The organism is Undibacterium sp. (assembly GCF_030683615.1).
Taxonomy (GTDB): Bacteria; Pseudomonadota; Gammaproteobacteria; order Burkholderiales; family Burkholderiaceae_D; genus Undibacterium; species Undibacterium umbellatum.
This window is the reverse complement of sequence record NZ_JAUXQE010000008.1, coordinates 1-22,643: the sequence shown is the minus strand read 5'-3', so window position 1 is coordinate 22,643 and position 22,643 is coordinate 1. Positions and strand designations below refer to the sequence as shown.

Genomic DNA, 22,643 nt, shown 5'->3' with positions numbered 1-22,643 from the left:
TTTAAAATTGGTGGAAACATTCTAAAACGGCGTACAATGCCGTCCCATGTCTATACTGATTATAGTTGATATCGGTTTTGCGAAATCAACCGAGATGTCGTCAATAACAATGGAGTACATGTCATTTTGAGCACTTTTATCGATACCGTAGTTGATTTTCTGTCCAATGGCCTGACCCGCGCCACTGGCTGGCAAGTCTTCATCTTCACTATGGTCGTGACACATATCACGATTGCCAGTGTGACCATCTTCCTGCATCGCTGTCAGGCACATCGCGCCCTGGAGTTGCATGCCATCCCCAGTCATTTTTTCCGTTTCTGGCTGTGGCTGACGACAGGCCAGGTGACTAAGGAATGGGCGGCGATACATCGCAAGCACCATGCTAAATGTGAAACTGAAGAAGATCCGCATAGCCCGGTGACACGCGGTATCAAAAAAGTCTTGTTCGAAGGCGCCGAGCTGTACCGTGCAGAATGTAAAAACATGGAAACCATGGAAAAATATGGCCATGGTACCCCTGACGACTGGATGGAGCGGAATGTCTATACCCGCTTTAGCTGGCAGGGCGTGGCGCTGATGCTGATAATCGACCTGATGTTGTTCGGCGTGATTGGCGCTACCGTCTGGGCAGTGCAAATGGCGTGGATACCTATTACTGCTGCTGGCATTATCAATGGCATAGGTCACTACTGGGGTTATCGCAATTATGACTGTACCGATGCTTCACGCAATATTTTGCCGATTGGTATCTTGATTGGTGGCGAAGAGCTGCATAACAACCACCATACCTTCGGTACTTCGGCCAAGCTTTCCTCCAAATGGTATGAGTTTGATATAGGCTGGCTGTACATACGCAGTATGGAAATTGTCGGTTTGGCCAAGGTCAAGAAAGTGGCACCAGAACCCAAATTCAAGGAAATCAAGGCTGCAGTCGATCTGGAAACCCTGCAGGCTGTTATCACCAATCGTTATGACGTTATGGCCAAATATGCCAAGTCCCTGCGCCGCACATGGCGCGACGAGGTTGCCAATCTGCGTGAAAAAGCCATGTTTGAAGCACACATGCTGAAGACCACCAAGAAGCTGTTGCAACGTGAGCCGAACAAGCTGGAAGCGCCGCAACAGCAGCAGTTATCAGAAGTCCTGGCCCATAGCCGCGCCCTGAAGACCATGCATGATATGCGTGTGGAACTGGGCCTGATCTGGGAGCGTTCTACCGTCAGCCGTGAACAACTGGTTCAGCAATTGCAGGACTGGTGTGTGCGCGCTGAAGCATCAGGCATCCAAACTCTGCGAGAGTTTTCGCTCAGGCTGCGTACTTACGCTTGATTGTTTACTTACTGCATCTCGAAACGGCACTTTGGTGCCGTTTTTTGTTTGCCACAATGTATTTTGAGCCTAGCTGTGGCTTGCGCATGCATGATGGTTAAACATTGTGACTGCTGGAAAAATTCTGCTTACCTGATCAATTAATTGTTTTCGGGTCACCTATTTATTGATACAGTAAAGTGAGTGCTGGTGCTGAGACTTATTGGATGCGCACGCAAGTGCTTGAAAATAACAGAAGAGGATTAAATGCTTGCCAGTGCCAATATAAAAAGTCGCATACTGTTAGTTGACGACGATGAGTTCACACTCACTCTTCTTAGCAGGATTCTTGAAAAAGCTGATTATGAGATCTTTCAGGCTGAATGCGGTGAAGATGCATTGAATATCATCTTGATGCAAGAGCCCGATATTGCCCTGCTTGATATTAATATGCCCGGCATGTCGGGCCTTGATCTGGCGAATCATTTACGCCTGGAAACTGGCATTCCATTTATGTTTCTGTCTGCCACTTCAGATGCTGAGATCGTCAAGCAGGCAGTTGAGTACGGCGCGGTCGGCTACATGGTGAAGCCAGTGGATGTATTGAACATCGTCCCCACGGTTGAGGCAAGTCTTGCGCGCGCCAAAGAAATCAAACAATTGAAGAAAAGTGAACTTAATCTCACATCTGCTCTGGCATCTGGTCGTGAAACCAGCATGGCGGTCGGCTTGTTGATGACCAAATTTCAGTCAGACCGGCAAGTTGCGTTTGATGTTTTGCGTAATCATGCCCGCTCTAACCGTCGGCCTATCCATGAGGTTGCAAGTGAGCTCTTACAGGCAGAAGAAGCCATCAACCAATTTAAAAAACTGTTTAGTGCCAAATAAATCTGGCAGCATTAAAAAGATGGTTAAATCTTGTTTCACTTGATTGCCGGATAGAAAATTTCAGCTACTATTCTCTTCAGGTAAACCTACATAAAGTTAGTTCACCTGTCCTATAACCACTTCCCCGTTATGGGATGTCTCATAAAATGCCGTCTGTCGTCGCCCTATAGCTGCGACAAGCTGACGGTTTAATCGGCCCAGAACCGCCGTCTTTCCCTAAACTCATCGTTTCTTGTTTTTCGCTGGCGATTGTCCAAGCGTCTGCACGAACCTTGTTTTGTCTTGCGCACCATAGCGTGTGGAGACCAAAAGGAACAGATATGTTGATGGTAATTACACAACAGGCTCCTGTCAATTTTCCTGGCCCTTGTAGCGTGTTTCTTTGCTTTGGGTCAGGTATTCGCGAGTTTGGTATTGAATCCGATAAATGCTCGGCGACTCCTATCAATTTGGCTCAATGAGCGTAACAAAACGACGCGAGTTTAGAGTGATATTTGCGCTTGAAAAACACTTTATCTTATCTGGTGAAAAGTTTGTCGAATGGAATAATTTGTATGCCAGCATGCATAAAAATGATTGGCGAAAAGGATGACCATGAAACCTAAAGTATTGATCGTTGACGATAATGCTGTGAACCTGTTGCTGCTGGCGACGCTGACAGAATCAGTCAGTGGTGAAGCGGCGATCAGTTTTGATGACCCGATTAAAGCTTGTGACTGGTGTCGGTCAAATACGCCGGATCTCATTCTGGTTGACTATATGATGCCGGGATTGAACGGACATGATTTTATTCGCAGTGTCAGGAAGTTGACGCATTGTATGGATGTCCCAATCGTCATGGTGACCACAGAAAACGAGAAGGCGGTCAGGCATGAGGCCTTGTCATTAGGGGCAACCGAATTTCTTGCCAAGCCAGTGGATATACCTGAATGCCGTAGCCGTGTACGCAATTTACTCGCCTTGCGACACTCTCAGAATTTGATCAAGGACAAGGCCAAGTTGTTGGAGCATGAGGTGCAACTGGCGACAGCTGCCATCGTCGAAAGGGAAAGGGAATTGATCGTGAGGCTGTCGAAGGCCGCCGAATTCCGGGATCCTGAAACCGGAGCTCATGTGCAGAGAATGGCACACTACTCCCGGATTATTGCAAAGAAAATGGGGCTATCTGCTGAATTTCAACAGCTCTTGCTTGATGCAGCACCTATGCATGACGTGGGCAAACTAGGGATTCCAGACCATATCTTGTTGAAACCAGGGAGGCTGGATGACGATGAAATGCGCATCATGCGGCGGCACGCAGAAATTGGGTCTGTGATTCTGGCCGGCAGTTCTGCGCCTTTAATAAGACTCGGTGAGGAAATTGCCAGAACCCATCATGAAAAATATGATGGAACCGGATATCCAAATAATCTGGTTGGAGAAAATATCCCTCTTTCAGGCCGCATAGTGGCAGTCGCAGACGTGTTTGACGCCTTGACTTCAGCACGCCCCTACAAAAAAGCCTGGTCTGACGAGGATGCGTTGCAGTTTTTGCGTGACAACTCGGGCAGACATTTTTGCCCTGTTTGCGTCACAGCATTTATCGAGGCCTGGGATGAAGTCATGGAAGTGAAAGTGCGCTTGAAGGATTGATGCAAGCGAATGTTTCGGATATGGATTTTTATTGTCAGGTATGCGCGCACTGAGTAATTAGAGCTGCGTGCCTTAGTGGATAAAACAAATGAAAACAGCCAGAAAACAATTTCGCCATCAGTTAATACTGATGTTTGCCCTGACGCTACTGTTGACCTGGAGCTTTGTCGCCTATGAGCTGTTTCGCAGCCGTGCTCAATACTTGCAAGAAGCAAACGTTCGTACTTATGTGCAATCACAGGTGTTTGCCGAATATTCACAGTCCGTAGTCCGGCGTATCAATGAAGTATTGCTGGACATGCGCAATGACTGGCATGGTAACTGGGCAGAATTTGCCGAAATAGTACGCCGTCGTCAGGAAATCTTGCAGGACATCTCTTTCCAGGTAGCGGTCATCGACAAAGACGGTATGATGCAATTTTCAAATCTGTCGAAGCCGAACGAAAAGGTGGATTTGAGCCATCGTGAACATTTTCGTGTGCACCATGACAGCCCTGAGATTGACTCGCTGTTTATCAGCAAACCTCTGAAGGGCAAAGTATCCGGCAAGTGGTCACTGCAGTTTACTCGCCCGATTTTTAGGCAGGGCAGGTTCGATGGTGTACTGGTGGTTTCTGTCAGCCCCGATCAATTTACTGCATTGGCAAAAAAACTTACAGTGTCAGGAGGCGGTGCAGTGACTGTGTTGCGTGACGGTGGTGAGGTAATGGCGCGTTATCCAGCCATGGAATCCATGCTGGGTAAAGTCATTGACATTAGTTTCCTTTCCTTGTCGTCAACGCCCAGCCTGGCAGGAAATTATCGACGAGTTGCTCTAGTTGACGGTGTTGAAAGGATTTATGGATATACCAGGATCCCAGAGTATCAGTTAAGCTTCGTCGTCGGTGAGTCTGTAAAAAAAGTATTGGAGCCATATGAGGCGCACAGGAATATGGTACTGGGTACCGCAGTTGTCATCAACTTATGCGCCTTTTTCCTTTTTGGTCTTTTGTTTAAGGCATTGAACGCCAGGGAGGGTATGCAGCAGAAATTAGTCGAGCGTGAAGCCATTTTGCGGCAGTCGCAAGAAGTTGGGCACATTGGCAGCTACTCGCTGGATATCGAGAGTAAGACTTTCGATTGTTCCGACACCATGGATACGATCTTTGGCTTGCCGCCAGATTTTGAAAAAACATACGCCAACTGGTTACAAATGATTTCTCCTGGAGACAGAGAAATCGTGAGTACGGCTATGTCCGAAGCGATAGCGCAGCACACCAGATTCAGTTATGAGTACAAGATCATCAGGCCATTTGATGGTCGTGAATGCTGGATACAGGTGGCAGGCGAAATCAAGCAAGGCGACGCGGACAAGTCGAAACATCTGGTTGGCATTGTTGTCGATATCACCGAGCGCAGGCAACATGAAGAAGAATTGCTGACTGCAAAAGAAATGGCAGAGGCCGCCAACGTTGCAAAGAGTCTATTCCTCGCATCCATGTCGCATGAAATCCGTACACCAATGAATGGCATTTTGGGTATGACTGAGCTGGCGCTCGATACCAGCTTGAATCGCGAACAGCGACAATATCTCAATTTGATCAAGTCATCTGCCGATTCGTTGTTGACCATCATCGATGATATTCTCGACTCGTCCAAGATTGAAGCAGGCAAACTGGTATTGGAAAACGTGGTTTTTGATCTTCCCAGGATGCTTGATGATGCATTAAGGACTCTGGTCATTCCTGCGGAGCAAAAGGGCCTGGAGTTAGTAGCTGACACCGATGTCGACGGTAATAACAACCTCATCGGCGACTCTGTTCGCATACGGCAAATTTTGTTTAATGTCGTCGGTAATGCAATCAAATTCACTGAGCGTGGTGAGGTCGTTGTTCACGTTAGGCAGGAGACTTTGCCTGGCGGAGATGTGCAACTGCATTTTAAAGTCACCGATACCGGCATTGGGATTCCGCAAGACAAGATTACCAGCATCTTTGATTCATTTTCACAGGCCGACAATTCCATCACCAGGAAATATGGCGGAACGGGTTTAGGGCTGTCAATTTCATCTCGCCTTGTGAAGATGATGCAGGGACGTATTTGGGCGGAGAGTGAATTGGGACACGGCAGTACTTTTCACTTTGTGATACGCCTGATGAGGGATGGAGAAAACTCCCCATCGCAGAGCATTATCTTACCGCAGCGTAAGGTGCTGATTGTGGATGACAGCAACGCTAATCGTCAATTTCTGGCTGATTCTTTGCGTAAAATGGGCACACACTCCATCTGCGTTGAAACTGGCCAGGAAGCACTGGAAGAAATGCAGCGCGCCCAACTTTCCGGCAATGCTTATGATTTGGTCTTGCTGGATGCACACATGGCTGGAATGGATGGATTTTTAGTGCAAAAGAAAATGGCGGACTACACGCCAACGCTTTCACCCAAAGTGATCATGATGGTGTCTGCTGGCATACGTGGTGATGCTGACCGTTGTCGCATGGCTGGTATTGAATGGTATTTGAATAAGCCTATTCGCTTGCCCGAGTTGAGAGCTGCGCTTCTCAGTGCATTTGAACTAAATAGAGCCACTATCGCTAAACCATCGCCACTTGCAGACGGTGCAGCTTTGTCTGGGAAGAGACTCTTAATCCTGCTTGCAGAAGATAATTTGGTCAATCAGCAACTTGCAGTCAAACTTCTCGAGAAAGCTGGCCATAGTGTGAGGGTTTGTGATAATGGCAAAGATGCAGTCAGTTTAGCAGTAACAGAAAAATTTGATCTCGTGCTGATGGATATCCAAATGCCGGTGATGGATGGCATGGAGGCAAGTATGGCCATACGTGCGCATGAAGCGCAGAATGGCGGTCATTTACCGATTATCGCGATGACGGCCAACGTCATGGAAGGAGATCGCGAACGTTGCCTGGCTTCCGGTATGGATGATTATTTATCCAAACCTATACAAACGACGAAGCTGATGCAAAGCATTTCCTCTGTATGCAGAGATAGCGTTACCAAGCTTACTGATACTGATCGGCAAGAAGAATTCCTCCAAGCTTTGCCTGAATTTGACTATGCACGTGCGCTGGAAAAGACCGATACTGAGGTGTTGGATATTGTCGGCGCTTTGGCTCTGAGCAATATTCCTGCTCAACTTGCCGAGATCAGCCTCGCTTTGAAAGCTCGTCAATTACCTGATCTTCAAAGAGCTGCCCATACATTAAAAGGTGTTATAGGATACTTTGGTGCTACACCTATCATTGAATACGCCAGGAGAATCGAACAGTGTGCCAGAGAGGGACAATTGGAGATGGCCAGCCAGCATTTTCAATTAATGGAAATGGAAACAGGAAAATTTCTCGCGTATTTGCTTCACAAATTGGAAGCGCGCAAGTGTGAATGAAATGTAGCTGATATTTACATTCAGGCATAAAAAAACCCTGCAATGCAGGGTTTTTTTTCTACAGAACGCAAATCAGAATTACTTGATTTTGGTTTCTTTGTAGATGACGTGCTTACGTGCTTTAGGATCGAACTTCATGATCTCCATTTTTTCAGGCATAGTGCGCTTGTTTTTGGAGGTTGTATAGAAGTGACCTGTACCAGCAGTCGATTCCAGCTTGATTTTGTCGCGACCAGATTTAGCCATGATATTTTCCTAACAATAGTTTAGCTTAAACTTTTTCGCCGCGAGCACGCATGTCAGTCAAAACGGCATCGATGCCAATTTTGTCGATGACGCGCAGACCAGCATTGGACAAGCGCAGAGAAACCCAACGGTTTTCTGATTCTACGAAAAAGCGACGATTTTGCAGATTAGGCAAAAAGCGGCGTTTTGTTTTGTTGTTAGCGTGGGAAACGTTGTTGCCAACCATTGGCCCCTTCCCAGTCACTTGGCAGACACGTGCCATGTTTAACTCCTTAGACGATTCCGAAATTGGAAAAACGCAAGTATAAACAAAATCTCATGAAATATCAACGACTTGCGAAAAACAAATGTGTCTTATATAAAAAATTAATTTAACAATTTGATTTTCTAATTTTTTTCCAGGTAAACACTGGCGTAAACTCCAGTTTACGCGACACCAGGTCAGCGCCATGGATTTGCTACGTGCAGCAAAACTTCCATGCTGAGGATGACAAATATTCAAATCAGCCCATGCTCAGCAAATGAGTACACATGGGGATTGGCAACGATAAAATGGTCCAGCACGCGCACATCTACCAATGCCAGAGCCTGCTTAAGAGTCTGTGTGAGACTGATATCAGCCTGACTAGGCTCGCATGAGCCAGAAGGGTGGTTGTGGGCCAGGATGATGGCAGCAGCATTTTGATGCAAGGCAGACTTGACGACCTCACGAGGGTAAACGCTGGCGTGATTCAGTGTACCGCGGAACAATTCCTCTGACTTGATCAGGCGGTTCTTAACATCCAGGTACAAAATAGCAAAAGATTCATGCGGTTTATTTCCTATCATCAGTTGCAGGTAGTTTTTGACAGCCTGAGGTGAGGACAATGAAGCGTTTTCCTGTAATTCTTCTGAAATCGCCCGTTTGGCCAGCTCCAGCACTGCGTGTAATTGTGCATATTTGGCTGATCCTAAGCCATGCAAGGAAGAAAAATCCTTAAGGCTGGCAGCAAACAGGCCAGAAAGAGAGCCAAAGCGACTGATCATGTCGCGTCCCAGATCGACGGCGCTTTTACCTGTGACACCAGTGCGTAAGAAGACTGCCAGCAATTCTGCATCCGAGAGCGCACTTGCCCCGTATTTAATTAGTCGCTCTCGCGGGCGCTGGTCTTCCGGCCATTCGTTGATTGCCATCTAAGTTTTCTCCATAGAATGCTGTCCTTGCCTCTTAATAAGTTAAAGCTGGCTTACAATATCAAATTCTCAGCCTTCTTCTCTCTGCATCATATTATGTCTGCCAATGCTATCCCAACTGTGACACCAAACGCTTACCTGACCCTGCATTATCGCCTTGCAACACTGGATGGTGAAGATATACTCAGTACCTTTAAAGAGCGCCCTGCAACTTTGCAACTGGGTACCGGGCAACTGGCTCCCGAACTGGAGGCTTCTTTGCTGGGTTTGGAAGAGGGATCGCATACCACTCAGGAACTGGTACCTGAAAAAGCCTTTGGTCCGCGCAACCCCGATTTGATACAAAGAGTGTCGCTGGCTACACTAAAAGAAAACTCAGCTTTTGGCGAGCAATATGTGATTGGCGACCTGGTCGAATTTGCTGCACCTGCTGGTGGCAAGTTCGCCGGCATCTTGCGAGCACTGGATGAGGAGGGGGCCTTGTTTGATTTTAATCATCCTCTGGCCGGACAAACCGTGCTGTTTGAAACAAAAATTATCGGAATTCTTTAATCAAAGCTTATGGACAAAGAAATCTTACTAGCCCAACCGCGTGGATTTTGCGCTGGTGTTGACCGTGCCATTGAAATAGTCGAGCGCGCCCTGCAACAGTTTGGCGCACCGATTTATGTCAGACATGAAATTGTGCACAATGCCTATGTCGTCAATGACTTAAAAACCAAGGGCGCGATCTTTATTGAAGAACTGGAAGATGTCCCGCCTGGCAATACCTTGATATTTTCTGCACATGGCGTTTCACAAGGCGTACGCCAGGATGCCGAAGCACGCGGCCTGACAATTTTTGATGCGACCTGTCCGCTAGTCACCAAGGTACATATCGAGGTGGCGAAGATGCGCAAGGAAGGGCGGGAAATCATTATGATAGGCCACCATGGTCATCCTGAGGTAGAGGGCACGATGGGGCAGGCAGAAGAGGGCATGTACCTCGTTGAAACAGTCGCTGATGTCGCCAGCCTGCAAGTGAAAAACGCTGACATGCTGGCCTATGTATCGCAGACGACATTGTCGGTTGACGACACTGCAGAAATTATAGATGCTTTAAAAGCGCGCTTTCCTTCAATTAGTGAACCAAAAAAGGGAGATATTTGTTACGCTACCACCAATCGTCAGGAGGCCGTGAAGTTCATGGCGCCACAAGTGGATCTGGTCTTGGTGGTTGGTAGTCCGAATAGTTCGAATTCCAATCGCTTGCGCGAAGTGGCAGAAAAAAAAGGTGTGACCGCCTATATGGTCGACAATGCCAGTCAGATCAAACCTGAATGGTTGGAAAACAGTCTGCGTATCGGCGTTACCGCCGGTGCCTCCGCGCCGGAAGTGCTGGTGCAGGAGGTCATCAGCTGTTTGCGTCAACTGGGCGCGCGCAGTATCAGGGTGCTGGACGGTGTGGAGGAGGCAGTGACTTTTCCCATGCCCAAGGGGCTTGCTGCAGCGAAGATTTGACGTTTGTTGCTCTCTTAAGTAAGTGAATTTGATTAAAAATTTGTTTTGGCTGTTGTTTTCGATATTTTATTTTGCAAATACGTGTTTAAGATTGCGGCACAATCAAGTTCGGTATTTGCCGGATTTGGCAAAACGTGTATTCTGGTATTCGGCACTTGTGGAAAGTACGTAGCTTGCGGTGGCTTTTTTACCACTGGAAGAAGAGACAAACTATGTATAATCCCGCCGACTTTACTGGGATAACCTTTAAGTCAAAATATATTACAAAAACTTTTACCAAAAGTTGCTGAGGAGAGTTCTACTATGTGTATCAATTACGCCATTACTGCTTCTACTTTGATGACGCGCCTGTTTGGCTAGCGCGCGTTCGAATTCCGGCGGCACCCAGTCTGGGTGCCGCTTTCCTTATCAGGAATGATTTTTGCTGGAACATGCCTGTTGTTGCCTGGTACTACCTGGTGGCAAGATGGCAAACAGTCCATCTCCTGGTTTTTTCAGAAATTCGTTTCGTTCTTAAAGTGAGAAGCAAAATATGGATACCTTTATCCAACAAATAATTAATGGTCTGGTGCTGGGCAGCATGTATGCGCTGGTCGCACTTGGTTACACCATGGTCTATGGTGTACTCAATCTGATTAACTTTGCGCATGGCGACGTACTGATGGTTGGTGCGATGGCGGGTCTGAGTATCATCAAAGTATTGCAAGTCGTAGCGCCTGATTTGCCAGGCATCATCAAACTCATCATTGCAATTATGGGGGCCATCCCGGTCTGTATCGCAGTGAACCTATTGATAGAACGCGTCGCTTACCGACGATTACGGAATGCACCGCGTCTGGCTCCCCTGATTACGGCGATTGGTGTGTCCATTCTGGTACAGACTTTTGCCATGATGATCTGGGGCCGTAGTCCTATCTCTTTCCCTTCCGTGATGTCCTTCGTCCCTGTGCAAATCGGTGGAGCCGTGATTTCCCAAACCCAGATTGTTTTGCTGGTACTGGCGACGCTGGCGATGGTTGGCCTGGTCTTGCTGGTGGAAAAAACCAAGATGGGTCGTGCTATGCGTGCTACCGCTGAAAATCCACGTGTCGCCGGTTTGATGGGGGTGGATTCCAACAAGGTGATTGTCGCTACCTTTGCGATTGGCGCTGCACTGGCTGCCATCGCTGGTGTGATGTGGGCAGCCAACTATTCATCTGCACAGTTTGCCATGGGCTTCGTACCTGGCCTGAAAGCCTTCTCGGCGGCGGTGCTGGGTGGTATCGGTAATATTTATGGCGCGATGGTAGGTGGTATCGTGCTGGGTCTGATTGAAAGTCTGGGTGCCGGTTATATCGGTGACCTGACTGGTGGTGTGTTAGGTAGTCACTACCAGGATATCTTTGCTTTCGTCGTTTTGATTATCGTACTGACCTTGCGTCCATCCGGCATCATGGGTGAGCGTGTTGCTGACCGTGCGTAAGGAGAAAATCAATGTCAACCATATTTGATGTAAAAGCTAATCCGACTAAAGCTTATGCCAGTTTTGCTGTGCTGGGTGTAGTCATGGTCTTGTTCCCGTTCGTGGCGGCAAACTTTGGTAATTCCTGGGTCAGGATTATCGACTTCGCGCTCTTGTATATCATGCTGGCGCTTGGTTTGAATATTGTAGTCGGTTTCGCCGGTCTGCTGGATCTGGGGTATATCGCTTTCTATGCAGTTGGTGCTTATCTGGCAGCGATTTTTGGCTCGCAACAGTTTGCGGTGATTCTGGAATCCTTTGTCAATAATTACCCGGTTATTGGTGAATTCCTGGTTGCTGTTTGCGGCCCTGAAATTACCAAGAACGGCATTCACTTGTCCGTTTGGGTGATCGTGCCACTTGCCGCAGCGGTGGCAGGGTTGTTTGGCGCCTTGCTGGGTGCCCCGACCTTGAAACTGCGTGGTGATTATCTGGCGATCGTGACCCTGGGTTTTGGTGAAATTATCCGTATTTTCATGAACAACATGAATGCGCCGATCAATTTTACAAATGGTCCTCAAGGGATCAACATGATTGACCATATCCGTATCTTTGGTGTATCGCTGGGTGGTGAAGAAGGGTCGAATGCGACCGTGCATTTCCTCGGCATGAGCATGCCTTCGGTAAACGCCTATTACTTCCTGTTCCTGTTCCTGTGTATCGCGATTGTGATCGTCTCCCTGCGCTTGCAGGATTCCCGTCTGGGCCGTGCCTGGGTGGCAATACGTGAAGATGAAATTGCAGCAAAGGCCATGGGTATCAATACCCGTAACGTCAAACTGCTTGCGTTCTCCATGGGTGCTTCTTTTGGTGGTGTTTCCGGAGCCATGTTTGCCAGCTTCCAGGGCTTTGTTTCTCCAGAATCTTTCTCCCTGATGGAGTCGATCGTTATTCTGGCGATGGTGGTTCTGGGGGGGATTGGCCATATTCCTGGCGTTATTCTTGGTGCCGTATTGCTGGCTGCATTGCCGGAAGTATTGCGTCATGTGGTTGAACCAGTGCAAAACCTGATTTTTGGTAAAGTCTGGATTGAAGCTGAAGTTTTGCGTCAGTTGTTGTACGGCTTCGCCATGGTTGCCATCATGCTTAATCGCCCTGCTGGCTTGTGGCCCGCACCGAAGCATGAAGATCGTATGGCCAAGAATAACGAAGCGGCAGCTTAAGGAAGATCAAGATGACTGAACAGACTATCTTAAAAATCGAAGGTGCGAATAAGCGTTTTGGTGGCTTGCAGGCGCTGTCAAATGTCGGTATCAATATCAAGAAAGGCCAGATCTATGGCCTGATAGGGCCTAACGGTGCAGGCAAGACAACTTTTTTCAATGTCATTACTGGTTTGTACCAGCCTGATACGGGAACTTTTGAACTCGATGGCAAGCCATACTCGCCATCAGCACCGCATGAAGTGGCCAAAGCTGGGATAGCCAGGACTTTCCAGAACATCCGTTTATTTGGTGAAATGACTGCACTGGAAAATGTCATGGTCGGCCGCCATATCCGTACTCATCAGGGCGTGTTTGGTGCGGTCTTCCGTCATCCGGCTGCTCGGAAAGAAGAAGCGGATATCCGCAAGCGTGCACAAGAGCTGCTGGATTTCGTCGGCATAGGCCAGTTTGCCAGCCGCACGTCCAAGTTCCTGTCCTACGGTGATCAACGCCGCTTGGAAATTGCCCGCGCACTGGCAACTGATCCAAAATTGCTGGCACTCGATGAGCCTGCTGCCGGTATGAACGCGACCGAGAAACTTGCCTTGCGTGAGTTGCTGGTCAAGATCAAGGCTGAAGGCAAGACAATTTTGCTCATTGAGCATGACGTCAAGTTGATGATGGGCTTATGTGACAGGATGACTGTTCTGGACTATGGCAAACCAATTGCGGAAGGCTTGCCTGCAGACATACAAAAAAATCCGGCAGTTATCGAAGCGTATTTGGGAGGTGGTCACTAATGGCTGAGAACGTATTAAAGATAAGCAATCTGAAAGTTGCTTACGGCGGCATCAAGGCCGTTAAAGGTATAGACCTGGAAGTCAACAAGGGTGAACTGATCACCCTGATTGGTGCCAATGGTGCTGGCAAGACGACGACACTCAAAGCCATCACGGGCACGCTGCCAGCTTGCAAAGTGGAAGGCGAGATCGTTTATCTTGGGGCTTCCATCCGTAATGTCAATTCCTTTGAGATGGTGAAAAACCATCTGGCTATGGTGCCCGAAGGTCGTGGTGTTTTTACCCGCATGACGATTTTGGAAAACCTGATGATGGGTGCCTATATCCGCAATGATAAAGCAGGTATCAATGCCGATATTGAAAAATGGTTTACGGTTTTCCCTCGACTGAAAGAACGTGCTTCTCAATTGGCCGGTACATTGTCTGGTGGTGAGCAACAGATGCTGGCAATGGCACGCGCACTGATGAGTCATCCCAATCTGCTGTTGCTGGATGAACCATCCATGGGCTTGTCTCCTATCATGGTAGAAAAGATTTTTGAAGTAGTGCGTAATGTTTCAGCCCAGGGCATCACCGTCCTGCTGGTTGAGCAAAATGCCAAACTGGCTTTGCAAGCAGCTCATCGTGGCTATGTCATGGATTCTGGTGCCATCACCATGAGCGGCAATGCCAAAGACATGTTGAATGATCCTAAAGTCCAGGCAGCTTATCTGGGCGAAGGCTAATCTGATTTACGAAGTAAGGTAAGCCCTCTGCACGGCATCCGTGTGCCAGGGCATTTCAAATACCTGCAAGTAATTGCAGGTATTTTTTTGTCTACTGTACCAGGACGGCGCACGTTGCGATGAGGATGACTCTGGTCAGCACATCAATTAGGAACAAGGCCCCGGTTTTTTAAACAGGGGCCTTGTTTATTTGACTTCGATGCAAGCATGAAAGGTGCTATTGAAGCACCAGCGGCTACTTACTTCTTGGCGATTTTTGGTGTGGCAGCTTTGGTCGCAGTTGAAACGGCATTGTTCAGATTGGCTTCCAGTGCCTCTACAGCTTGCTTGGTGGATTTGCTGATGTGATCATAGCTGGCATTCGCATTGTCTATCGATGTTTTGAAGAAAGACACAAATTGCTCTGAACCAGCGGGGGCATTTTTGGACACTTCATCGATCAAAGACAAAATCTTGCGATTGGTTTCGGCAATTTGCGCTTCTGCTGCATGAGTAAACTCAGCTTGTGTACTAGAGGCAATATTGGACAAGTGACGGCTGTAAGCCAATACCTTCTCAGCTGTAGGCTGTGCCTGTGCTGCAGACAAGTTGAAAAATTCTTGCGGATCTTTAGCTGCCAGCAATTGCTTGGTCGCGGCAGAGCTTTCTTCCAGTGAAGACTTGGCGGCATTCAAATTCAATTCGATGAATTTTTCGACGCCTTCAAATGCCTTGCCTGTCAAGCTTGTGAACAAGGCAAGTTGTGCATCGAAATTGGCTTTGGTTGCGGCGGAAAGTTGTTCAGGTGCAGTAAACATGGAAATCTCCTAAGAAGGAAAGTGAAATACAAGAAACCTGGCGAATGCTAAGTGAGAAGTTGCAGCGCTAAACTTAATTAATGAACCATGAATTTGTGCGGTGCAATAAGTCATATTCTATTGGATCGTCAAGTGATGTCAAGACAAACTTGTGCGTCGCAATATAATAATATTGCGTTTCAAAAATAATTGTTACAAATACGCAAACAGGAAAATAGAAATGAATAAAAACACTTTTCCTTGGGCAATTATGTATGGCAATTATGACCAGAAAATGAAGTGAGCCGTCTATGTTAGACTTTCACGTTGAGGTTTGCTCTTGGGCAGTTCATTTTCTTAATAAAGCATAGGGCTAGTAAAAGATGGCAATAGCGGCAAAGCAAAGAAAAGACTTTAAGCATTTTCATGCAATTACCACACGCTGGATGGATAACGATGCTTACGGGCATGTCAATAATGTTGTGTATTACAGTTGGTTTGACACCGTTGTGAATCAGTTCCTGATTATCAATGGCGTGCTGGATATAGAAAATAGCCCTGTCATTGGCCTGGTGATTGAAACACAGTGTAATTACCTCGCATCGGTTGCATTCCCCGATGTGATCGAAGCGGGGGTCAGTGTCAGCAAGCTGGGTAATTCCAGCGTGCGTTATGAAGTTGGAATCTTTAAAAATGGAGAAGACAAGGCAGCCGCGCAAGGTCATTTCGTTCACGTCTATGTGGATAGAGAGAATCGTCGCCCGACAGCCATTCCTGTGCCCATGCGCCAGTTATTGCAAACCATAGAGGTTTAAGCACATGACGACATCGATAACTCAACAGGTGGTGGATGATGCCATCACTTCTCGCCGCTCTATCCGTGCATTTTTGCCAAAGCTGGTTGCCCGTGAAGATATCCAGAAAATACTCGAAGTAGCGGCTCGCTCCCCATCGGGCAGTAACACCCAGCCATGGAAAGTTTACGTGCTGACCGGAGCGAAGCTGCATGCGCTGTCACATGCCATCCTGGCAGCCCATAATAGCGAGGGGCAGGGTGGGCATGAGCAAGAATATAACTATTATCCTGTCGAATGGGTGACACCTTATCTTGAACGCCGTCGGAAGGTGGGCTGGGACTTGTATGCCTTACTGGGTTTGGGACGTGAAAACAAGGCTGGCATGCATGCCCAGCATGGCCGCAATTACGCTTTCTTTAATGCACCAGTTGGTTTGATATTCACCATAGACAGGGTAATGGAACAAGGCTCCTGGCTGGACTATGGCATGTTTTTACAAAGCATTATGGTGGCTGCACGTGGTCGCGGTCTCGATACTTGCCCACAAGCAGCATTTACCCAGTTTCACAAAATCATCGCAGATCACTTGCAACTTCCAGCAAACGAAATGCTGGTTTGCGGCATGTCGCTTGGGTACGCTGATCACAGCAAAGTTGAAAATACTCTCGTTACAGAGCGTGCTGCTCTGGCAGACTTCGTCCATTTTTTGGATGAGTAAATAATTTACTTGCTATGTGCAGGCGTGAGATGCGTAAATTTGGTCGACAATTTAACAAATATTTGCAAATTTATTTAAGGCGCTGAATGAATAAGCATCCGTAACTCCTTATTTTCCTTGCGGAATTTCCGAATTTTGCTACACTGCACTATCTTTTTGGCATATTTAATCTGGAGTCCTTAATGGTGAAATTTGCCCGACATGCAGTGGTTTTTTCATTCATCGCGCTCTTGCCCATGGCTAGTGTGTTGGCTGCCAATCACGCAAATAAGCATAGCCCGAAAAAGCAAACTGTCCATGGTAAGTCGCATGCGGCATCCCCCAAGAAAATTGTCATCAAAACGGCATCTGGCAAGCTGGCCAAGCGTACTGTCATGGTAAATGGCAAACGTAAAGTGGTTGCCGAGCGTGTGGCTCAGGTCCGCGAAGTGCCGGACAGGCCCAGCATCGGTGACACTGTAGGTCTGAAGAATACACAAGACCCGCTCGAGTTGAAGTCAAATGTTGCCTACGTAGTCGATCAGGACAGCTCCAAAGTCTTGTTTGAAAAAAATTCCGACGTTTCTCTGCCGATTGCTTCGATTACCAAATTGATGACCAGCCTGGTTGTGGTAGAGGCCCATCAAGACATGGACGAGCAGATTGAAGTCACCAATGATGATATCGACAAGGAAAAAAATACCAGTTCACGCTTGAAAATAGGAGCGAAGCTATCGCGCTCGGACATGCTGCATATCGCGCTAATGAGCTCGGAAAACCGCGCCGCTTCGGCATTGGGCCGTAGTTATCCTGGTGGCTTGCCTGCGTTTGTCGCCGCCATGAACACCAAGGCCAAGCAATTAGGAATGTCAGATACTTATTATGTTGATTCCAGTGGCCTTTCCAGCCAAAACCGCGCCAGCGCGCGTGACTTGGTTAAATTGGTCAACGCCGCCTATCAGCATCCGGTGATAAGGCAGTATTCGACTGACTCCAAATACATTGTTGCGCCTGGGGGCAAGCCATTGGAGTACGGCACGTCAAACAAACTGGTCATTAATCCAGCCTGGGAAATTGGCTTGCAAAAGACAGGTTATATCGCGGAAGCGGGCAGGTGCCTGGTCATGCAAGCCATGATTGAAGGCCGCAATATTGTCATGGTCTTCCTTGACTCCAAGGGCAAGTACTCACGTCTGGCCGATGCTGATCGCATGAAAAAATGGCTTGAGACGATCAAACCGAGAGCCTGATCAGAAACTGGTAGCAGCCAACCAACAAAGCTGCATCTGGAATAGAAAATATAATTTCCAGCATACCCGCCTTACTGGCGGGTTTTTTTTGGCCAGTTCACTTAAGTCATTCCAACTCAAACCAATTCCTGACCGCAGACACTGCTTACGAAGCTCTTACGATGATTGATTACAATTAATTATTTAATGCATGGATTAGAAGTGGCAACAGTGACCGATAGTTCTAGATTGGGTTGATGGAGAGTCTGTATATAAGCAGTTATGTAATGCAATGTTGAAAATTTTTAGTTAATTAAGGTGAGTGGAGCAACAGCATTCGCAAAACTGCTGATTCATTTGTCTGTGCCTGGCCCTGATTTTTTTCACCAGCAAAGTGGCATTTCATTCTTGAGTTTGAAAGCTTAATTCAGCTTGAAGTTTATTTTCTGAGTGGCGACTTACCCATCATGCAATATGCAAGGGCGAAACAATAGGGCTACTACTCCACGGAAATCACAGGCAAGTTTAACCATAGTTAACTCTTTGCATGCCTGCACTAGTGAGTAATTAGCATTTTTCGAGTAGTGTCTTGCTCTTTGTTTATTTTTTTCATCAAAGAACTTTCTAAAACCATAGCAAATGGTCAGTAAGAAAACAAGAGAGTTCAATGTTCTTAGTGCGTCGCTGTCGTGTAGCAACTATTCAATAGCTTGCTCCGTTTTTGGGGAAGCTTCATTCTCACCACTTTATGTCTTACTTGCTTTAAATAATGACAACACCAACTTATCATTTTATCTCTGGTTTGCCGCGTTCAGGCTCTACCCTGCTGGCAGCCTTATTGCTGCAGAATCCACGCTTTCATGCCGGAATGACTAGTCCTGTCGGTACTTTGTATACCAGCATCCTGCATCAGTTTGGTGCCGGTACGGAATTTGGCCCCGTCATTACCAAGGCTGAGCGCAAGCGTTTGGTGCGTGGTTTGTTTGATTCTTACTATGCAGAGCATACTGAAAAGAGTGTGGTATTCGATACCAATCGCATGTGGACTGCCCATTTGCCTATGCTGATGGACCAGTTTCCTGGCTCCAAAGTAATTGCCTGTGTGCGCAATGTCGCCTGGATAATGGACAGCATAGAACGCAAATATGCGGCAGACCCCTACGAAATAACACGCCTGTTTAATGACGACAACGAACGCGCTACTGTGTATAGCCGGGTAGAGACACTGGCACAGCGCAATCGCATGGTGGGCTACCCGTGGGCTGCATTAAAGAGCGCCTTCTATAGCGAGCACGCTGCCTCCATGCTGCTCATCGATTATGACTTGCTGGCGCAAGCGCCGCAAAAAGTGCTGCCTCTGATTTATGACTTTATCGGAGCCGAAGCATTCGAGCATGATTTCCAGAATATCCAATATGACGCGCCTGAGTTTGATGCTCCCTTAGGTATGCGGGGTCTGCACAAAGTCAGGCCGGCTGTCAGCTTCGAGACCCGCGACACCATACTGCCTCCCGATTTGTTTCAGCAATACAGCCAGCTATCGTTCTGGAAAGACACGACAGGTAGCCGCGCCAATGTAATTACCGCCAAATTTGTTCCGAATACTATTGAAAACTGAAGATGACACCAATCAATTCCCTCAACACTGCCAATTCCGATACAAATTCATCTTCCAGTTTTTCATACAGCCTGACACCGGACACAATACTGCATATACAGTCTACGCCAGCAATAGCTAGCGCCAGTGCAACAAATATTGCTCCTGCTCCACCCCTGACCGCTGCACATGAAGTAGTGTTTGTAGACACTACGCTGCAAAACTGGCAAAGCCTGATTGGTAAGCTCAAACCAGGCACTGAAGTCATTACGCTTGATCCGCTCAAGAATGGCGTCCAGCAAATGGCTGATGCGCTGCAAGGCAAGGCGGATATCACTGCCGTTCATATTGTCTCGCATGGCGGCGAAGGTTATCTGGTAGTCGGCAATACCATGCTGTCTTCGTATAACCTTGCTGACTATCAGTCCAGCCTGGCGACCATACAAAAGGCAATGGCACCTGGGGCTGATATTTTGCTGTATGGCTGTGATGTTGCCAAAGGTGATTTCGGCACCAGTTTTGTCAGTCAACTGGCAAAAGTGACGGGTACGGATGTCGCAGCATCCACGAACGACACTGGCGTACATGGCGACTGGGCATTGGAGTACCATAGCGGAACTGTGGAAACCACAGTGATCGCAGCCCAGCAATATCAATATGATTTGGCAACCGTCACTGTCACCAACTTGAATGACAGTGGCGCAGGTTCATTGCGTGATGCGGTTTTAAACGCGACTGGCAACAATGCTGGCGATACCATCGTATTTGATCCAGCCCTGTTCGCCAGTGGCGCTGGCACCATTACCCTGACCAGCGGAGCGCTCGAAGTTGGTGGCACCAGTGATTCGGATGCATTCAGTATTATTGGACCTGGCAGCAATTTATTGACCATCAGTGGTAACAATAGCTCGCAAATTTTTCGGGCGGATAATTATGCTGCGGCCAATACTTCAGCACTGAATATTTCAGGTATGACGCTGAGCAATGCCAGCAATACCACAGCAACCGGGTACGCTCTTTCCCGTGGAGGCGGTGCCATTATCGTGGCGAGTACCGGTGCCGTGGTCATCGATCATGTGGTCATAAAGAATTCCAGTTCTTCCGGCTATGGCGGCGGCCTTTCTTCATACGGTAACTACAATAGTAGCATTACCGTTAGCAATTCAAGTTTCCAGTCCAACACCACCACTGGCGCTGGTGGCGGCATTCATCTAGCTGCCAAATCGGTCACACTGCTGAATAGCACTTTTGAAGGCAATACTGCTGTAACCAACGGTGGTGGTGTCGCACTCGGGATCATTGGGGCGGGTAATTTCACGGTCACCAATAACACCTTTTCCAATAACACCAGTGGCGCAAGCAATGTGGTGGCAGGTAAAGGTGGTGGATTGCAGATTTCGTCCTTCTCTGGAAGTACTGGCAGCATCATCAATAACACCATTGTCAGCAACCATTTCATCGGCAAATCAACGCTCAATACAGACTTGGTATCTGCAGATGGTGGGGGTCTGCACGTAGAAGGATCGCCTGGTGTGATTACCCTGTCGAACAATCTGATTGCGAACAATACAAGTACCGGTGCAGCTGGCAATAATGGCGCTGATCTGGTCCTGGGGCGCAACCTGACTGTCAATGGAGCCAATAATATTTTTGGTACTACGGCCGGTACCTACACCTCATCCATGAGTGGTGGTAATACCATCAATAACCTGACCGGCACCATTTCCACAGTCCCAAGCATGGGTGCACTGGCCTACAATGGCGGCCCGGTAAAGACTATTTCGATCGCTGGCGGCAGCAGTGCCGTAGGTGCCGGTACCACAAGCGGCGCGCCGACTACCGATGCGCGCGGAGTTAACCGTGGTGGGTCCATTGACATTGGTGCCTATGAATCTTCCGATAACGGCAGCTTTAACTTTACCGGGGTGGTGTCTCCGGCAAATGGCATCGTTGATGTACCCACCAACTATGACCTGGTGATTGATTTCGGCACGGCAGTCACAGCGGTTGCCAGCAAAAATATTGTCATTTATCGGCAGTCAGACAATGCAGTGCTGGAAACCATCGCTGCCACCGATACCAGCAAGGTGACATTCAGCAGCGGTACGGGCGGTGCCAATAGCAAGGTTACGATTAATCCTGCTGCCAATTTCCTTGGCAAGACTGGCTACTATGTATTGATAGACAGCGGTTCGTTCCTGGACAGTAGCAGCAAGTCATTTACCGGCATCACTTCCAATTCCACCTGGTCCTTTACTTCTGCCGGTTTGCCATCCACCATTACTAGCGCCACCTATGACGCCAGTATCGGCATACTGTCGGTTACCGGAACCAATATGGCGAACGGCGATACGATTGATGTTTCCAAGCTGTCGCTAACAGGGCAGGGTGGTTCGTATACGCTCACTTCGGCGAATGTAACCACAAGCAGCCCAACTGCATTCTCGGTGGCTCTGAATGCGGCCGACAAACTCGCGGTGAATGGCGTACTGAACAAAAACGGTACGACGGCGGTTGATACCACGACTTTTAATCTGGCAGCAGCCTCAGGATGGGATGCGTCTCAAGGATCATTGGCAGATGCTACAAATGCAGTGACCGTATCCAACGTCACAGCCCCAACGATTACCTCGGCCACCTACGATGGCACCACCCACGTCTTCACCATCACCGGCACCAACCTCGTCAAGACCATCGGTGCCACGAACGATGTGAACATCTCGACCCTGACCATCACTGGCGAAGGCGGTGCCACTCGTACGCTCTCGACCACCGGCAACGTCGAAGTCAACTCCGCCACCAGCTTTACCTTCACCCTGGCTGGTGCCGATATTGTCGCAGTCGATAACTTGCTCAATAAAAACGGCACATCCTCTGCCAGCAGTTCTACCACCTATAACATCGCCGCTGCCGACGACTGGAACAGCGCCATCACCGGTGGCAACATCCAGGATTTAACTGGTAACGGCATCACCGTCTCCAATGCTGCACCAAGTATTCTGAGTTCCACCTACGATGCCGCAACCGGCATCCTCAGCGTGTCTGCCGTCAATATCGTCGGCGGAGACACCATTGATGTCTCCAAACTGTCCATCACTGGTCAGGCTGGTTCCTACACATTAACCACCCCCAATGTCACCGCCAGCAGCTCGACCGCCTTCGCTGTCACGCTCAACGCTGCCGACAAGTTAGCCATCAACGGCATTTTGAACAACAATGGCACCACTGCCGTTGATACCACCACCTT

Annotated in this window: 19 protein-coding genes; 15 read left to right on the top strand and 4 right to left on the bottom strand. The window is 48.1% G+C overall.

The window, feature by feature from the left end; genetic code table 11:
- The first annotated feature begins 126 nt into the window (after nt 1-126).
- From Q8K39_RS05185 to Q8K39_RS05170, 4 genes are all read left to right on the top strand, one after another.
- Nucleotides 127-1,329 carry an acyl-CoA desaturase gene (locus tag Q8K39_RS05185; RefSeq protein WP_186956644.1) on the top strand — a complete coding sequence of 401 codons (1,203 nt, stop codon included), beginning with the start codon at nt 127-129 and terminating at the stop codon, nt 1,327-1,329.
- Between the two features lie 246 nt (nt 1,330-1,575).
- The gene (locus Q8K39_RS05180; RefSeq protein WP_305258575.1) at nt 1,576-2,196 is read left to right on the top strand and encodes an ANTAR domain-containing response regulator; all 621 of its coding nucleotides are present in this window, start codon (nt 1,576-1,578) and stop codon (nt 2,194-2,196) included.
- Nucleotides 2,197-2,790: 594 nt separating this feature from the next.
- On the top strand, nt 2,791-3,828 hold the full coding sequence (locus Q8K39_RS05175) for an HD domain-containing phosphohydrolase (protein ID WP_305258574.1): 1,038 nt from the start codon (nt 2,791-2,793) through the stop codon (nt 3,826-3,828).
- A gap of 298 nt (nt 3,829-4,126) precedes the next feature.
- A complete protein-coding gene (locus Q8K39_RS05170) occupies nt 4,127-7,210 on the top strand; it encodes a response regulator (RefSeq protein WP_305258573.1) in 3,084 nt (1,027 codons plus the stop codon).
- A gap of 78 nt (nt 7,211-7,288) precedes the next feature.
- On the opposite strand, the gene rpmG is transcribed toward Q8K39_RS05170, so the two are convergent.
- From rpmG to radC, 3 genes are all read right to left on the bottom strand, one after another.
- The gene (rpmG, locus tag Q8K39_RS05165; protein WP_110257750.1) at nt 7,289-7,456 is read right to left on the bottom strand and encodes a 50S ribosomal protein L33; all 168 of its coding nucleotides are present in this window, start codon (nt 7,454-7,456) and stop codon (nt 7,289-7,291) included.
- 25 nt (nt 7,457-7,481) lie between these two features.
- Nucleotides 7,482-7,718 (bottom strand): 50S ribosomal protein L28, encoded by a 237-nt coding sequence (gene rpmB / locus Q8K39_RS05160; RefSeq protein ID WP_110257749.1) that lies wholly within the window; start codon nt 7,716-7,718, stop codon nt 7,482-7,484.
- Between the two features lie 236 nt (nt 7,719-7,954).
- Entirely contained in the window at nt 7,955-8,629 is a 675-nt protein-coding gene (gene radC, locus Q8K39_RS05155; protein WP_305258572.1) for a DNA repair protein RadC, read from the bottom strand.
- Between the two features lie 96 nt (nt 8,630-8,725).
- On the opposite strand from radC, the gene Q8K39_RS05150 reads away from it, so the two are divergent.
- From Q8K39_RS05150 to Q8K39_RS05125, 6 genes are all read left to right on the top strand, one after another.
- Nucleotides 8,726-9,181: a peptidylprolyl isomerase gene (locus Q8K39_RS05150; RefSeq protein WP_305258571.1), complete on the top strand. Its 456-nt coding sequence runs from the start codon at nt 8,726-8,728 to the stop codon at nt 9,179-9,181.
- 9 nt (nt 9,182-9,190) lie between these two features.
- Nucleotides 9,191-10,129 (top strand): 4-hydroxy-3-methylbut-2-enyl diphosphate reductase, encoded by a 939-nt coding sequence (gene ispH, locus Q8K39_RS05145; RefSeq protein ID WP_186956649.1) that lies wholly within the window; start codon nt 9,191-9,193, stop codon nt 10,127-10,129.
- 532 nt (nt 10,130-10,661) lie between these two features.
- On the top strand, nt 10,662-11,591 hold the full coding sequence (locus tag Q8K39_RS05140; protein WP_186956651.1) for a branched-chain amino acid ABC transporter permease: 930 nt from the start codon (nt 10,662-10,664) through the stop codon (nt 11,589-11,591).
- Between the two features lie 11 nt (nt 11,592-11,602).
- Nucleotides 11,603-12,793 carry an ABC transporter ATP-binding protein gene (locus Q8K39_RS05135; protein WP_305258570.1) on the top strand — a complete coding sequence of 397 codons (1,191 nt, stop codon included), beginning with the start codon at nt 11,603-11,605 and terminating at the stop codon, nt 12,791-12,793.
- Between the two features lie 11 nt (nt 12,794-12,804).
- Nucleotides 12,805-13,575 (top strand): ABC transporter ATP-binding protein, encoded by a 771-nt coding sequence (locus Q8K39_RS05130; RefSeq protein WP_186956654.1) that lies wholly within the window; start codon nt 12,805-12,807, stop codon nt 13,573-13,575.
- On the top strand, nt 13,575-14,300 hold the full coding sequence (locus Q8K39_RS05125) for an ABC transporter ATP-binding protein (protein WP_305258569.1): 726 nt from the start codon (nt 13,575-13,577) through the stop codon (nt 14,298-14,300). Before Q8K39_RS05130 ends, Q8K39_RS05125 begins: the two co-directional genes overlap by 1 nt.
- A gap of 239 nt (nt 14,301-14,539) precedes the next feature.
- On the opposite strand, the gene Q8K39_RS05120 is transcribed toward Q8K39_RS05125, so the two are convergent.
- Nucleotides 14,540-15,097 (bottom strand): phasin family protein, encoded by a 558-nt coding sequence (locus Q8K39_RS05120; protein ID WP_186956658.1) that lies wholly within the window; start codon nt 15,095-15,097, stop codon nt 14,540-14,542.
- A 362-nt stretch (nt 15,098-15,459) separates the two neighbouring features.
- Here Q8K39_RS05120 and Q8K39_RS05115 point away from each other — a divergent pair, with 362 nt between their 5' ends.
- From Q8K39_RS05115 to Q8K39_RS05095, 5 genes are all read left to right on the top strand, one after another.
- The gene (locus tag Q8K39_RS05115) at nt 15,460-15,891 is read left to right on the top strand and encodes a thioesterase family protein (protein ID WP_305258568.1); all 432 of its coding nucleotides are present in this window, start codon (nt 15,460-15,462) and stop codon (nt 15,889-15,891) included.
- Nucleotides 15,892-15,895: 4 nt separating this feature from the next.
- Nucleotides 15,896-16,591: a nitroreductase gene (locus Q8K39_RS05110; protein ID WP_305258567.1), complete on the top strand. Its 696-nt coding sequence runs from the start codon at nt 15,896-15,898 to the stop codon at nt 16,589-16,591.
- A 182-nt stretch (nt 16,592-16,773) separates the two neighbouring features.
- Entirely contained in the window at nt 16,774-17,820 is a 1,047-nt protein-coding gene (gene pbpG / locus Q8K39_RS05105) for a D-alanyl-D-alanine endopeptidase (protein ID WP_305258566.1), read from the top strand.
- 748 nt (nt 17,821-18,568) lie between these two features.
- Nucleotides 18,569-19,417 (top strand): sulfotransferase, encoded by an 849-nt coding sequence (locus Q8K39_RS05100; RefSeq protein ID WP_186956663.1) that lies wholly within the window; start codon nt 18,569-18,571, stop codon nt 19,415-19,417.
- 2 nt (nt 19,418-19,419) lie between these two features.
- Nucleotides 19,420-22,643 (top strand): DUF4347 domain-containing protein (locus Q8K39_RS05095; protein ID WP_305258565.1); only part of this gene is annotated, 3,224 nt, incomplete at its 3' end.

Excerpts from the sequence above, each read along its gene's own strand:
- Q8K39_RS05180 (WP_305258575.1), top strand. The coding sequence starts at position 1,576 with ATGCTTGCCAGTGCCAATATAAAAAGTCGCATACTGTTAGTTGACGAC.
- Q8K39_RS05175 (WP_305258574.1), top strand. The coding sequence starts at position 2,791 with ATGAAACCTAAAGTATTGATCGTTGACGATAATGCTGTGAACCTGTTG.
- Q8K39_RS05170 (WP_305258573.1), top strand. The coding sequence starts at position 4,127 with ATGCGCAATGACTGGCATGGTAACTGGGCAGAATTTGCCGAAATAGTA.
- rpmG (WP_110257750.1), bottom strand. The coding sequence starts at position 7,456 with ATGGCTAAATCTGGTCGCGACAAAATCAAGCTGGAATCGACTGCTGGT.
- rpmB (WP_110257749.1), bottom strand. The coding sequence starts at position 7,718 with ATGGCACGTGTCTGCCAAGTGACTGGGAAGGGGCCAATGGTTGGCAAC.
- radC (WP_305258572.1), bottom strand. The coding sequence starts at position 8,629 with ATGGCAATCAACGAATGGCCGGAAGACCAGCGCCCGCGAGAGCGACTA.
- Q8K39_RS05150 (WP_305258571.1), top strand. The coding sequence starts at position 8,726 with ATGTCTGCCAATGCTATCCCAACTGTGACACCAAACGCTTACCTGACC.
- ispH (WP_186956649.1), top strand. The coding sequence starts at position 9,191 with ATGGACAAAGAAATCTTACTAGCCCAACCGCGTGGATTTTGCGCTGGT.
- Q8K39_RS05140 (WP_186956651.1), top strand. The coding sequence starts at position 10,662 with ATGGATACCTTTATCCAACAAATAATTAATGGTCTGGTGCTGGGCAGC.
- Q8K39_RS05135 (WP_305258570.1), top strand. The coding sequence starts at position 11,603 with ATGTCAACCATATTTGATGTAAAAGCTAATCCGACTAAAGCTTATGCC.
- Q8K39_RS05130 (WP_186956654.1), top strand. The coding sequence starts at position 12,805 with ATGACTGAACAGACTATCTTAAAAATCGAAGGTGCGAATAAGCGTTTT.
- Q8K39_RS05125 (WP_305258569.1), top strand. The coding sequence starts at position 13,575 with ATGGCTGAGAACGTATTAAAGATAAGCAATCTGAAAGTTGCTTACGGC.
- Q8K39_RS05120 (WP_186956658.1), bottom strand. The coding sequence starts at position 15,097 with ATGTTTACTGCACCTGAACAACTTTCCGCCGCAACCAAAGCCAATTTC.
- Q8K39_RS05115 (WP_305258568.1), top strand. The coding sequence starts at position 15,460 with ATGGCAATAGCGGCAAAGCAAAGAAAAGACTTTAAGCATTTTCATGCA.
- Q8K39_RS05110 (WP_305258567.1), top strand. The coding sequence starts at position 15,896 with ATGACGACATCGATAACTCAACAGGTGGTGGATGATGCCATCACTTCT.
- pbpG (WP_305258566.1), top strand. The coding sequence starts at position 16,774 with ATGGTGAAATTTGCCCGACATGCAGTGGTTTTTTCATTCATCGCGCTC.
- Q8K39_RS05100 (WP_186956663.1), top strand. The coding sequence starts at position 18,569 with ATGACAACACCAACTTATCATTTTATCTCTGGTTTGCCGCGTTCAGGC.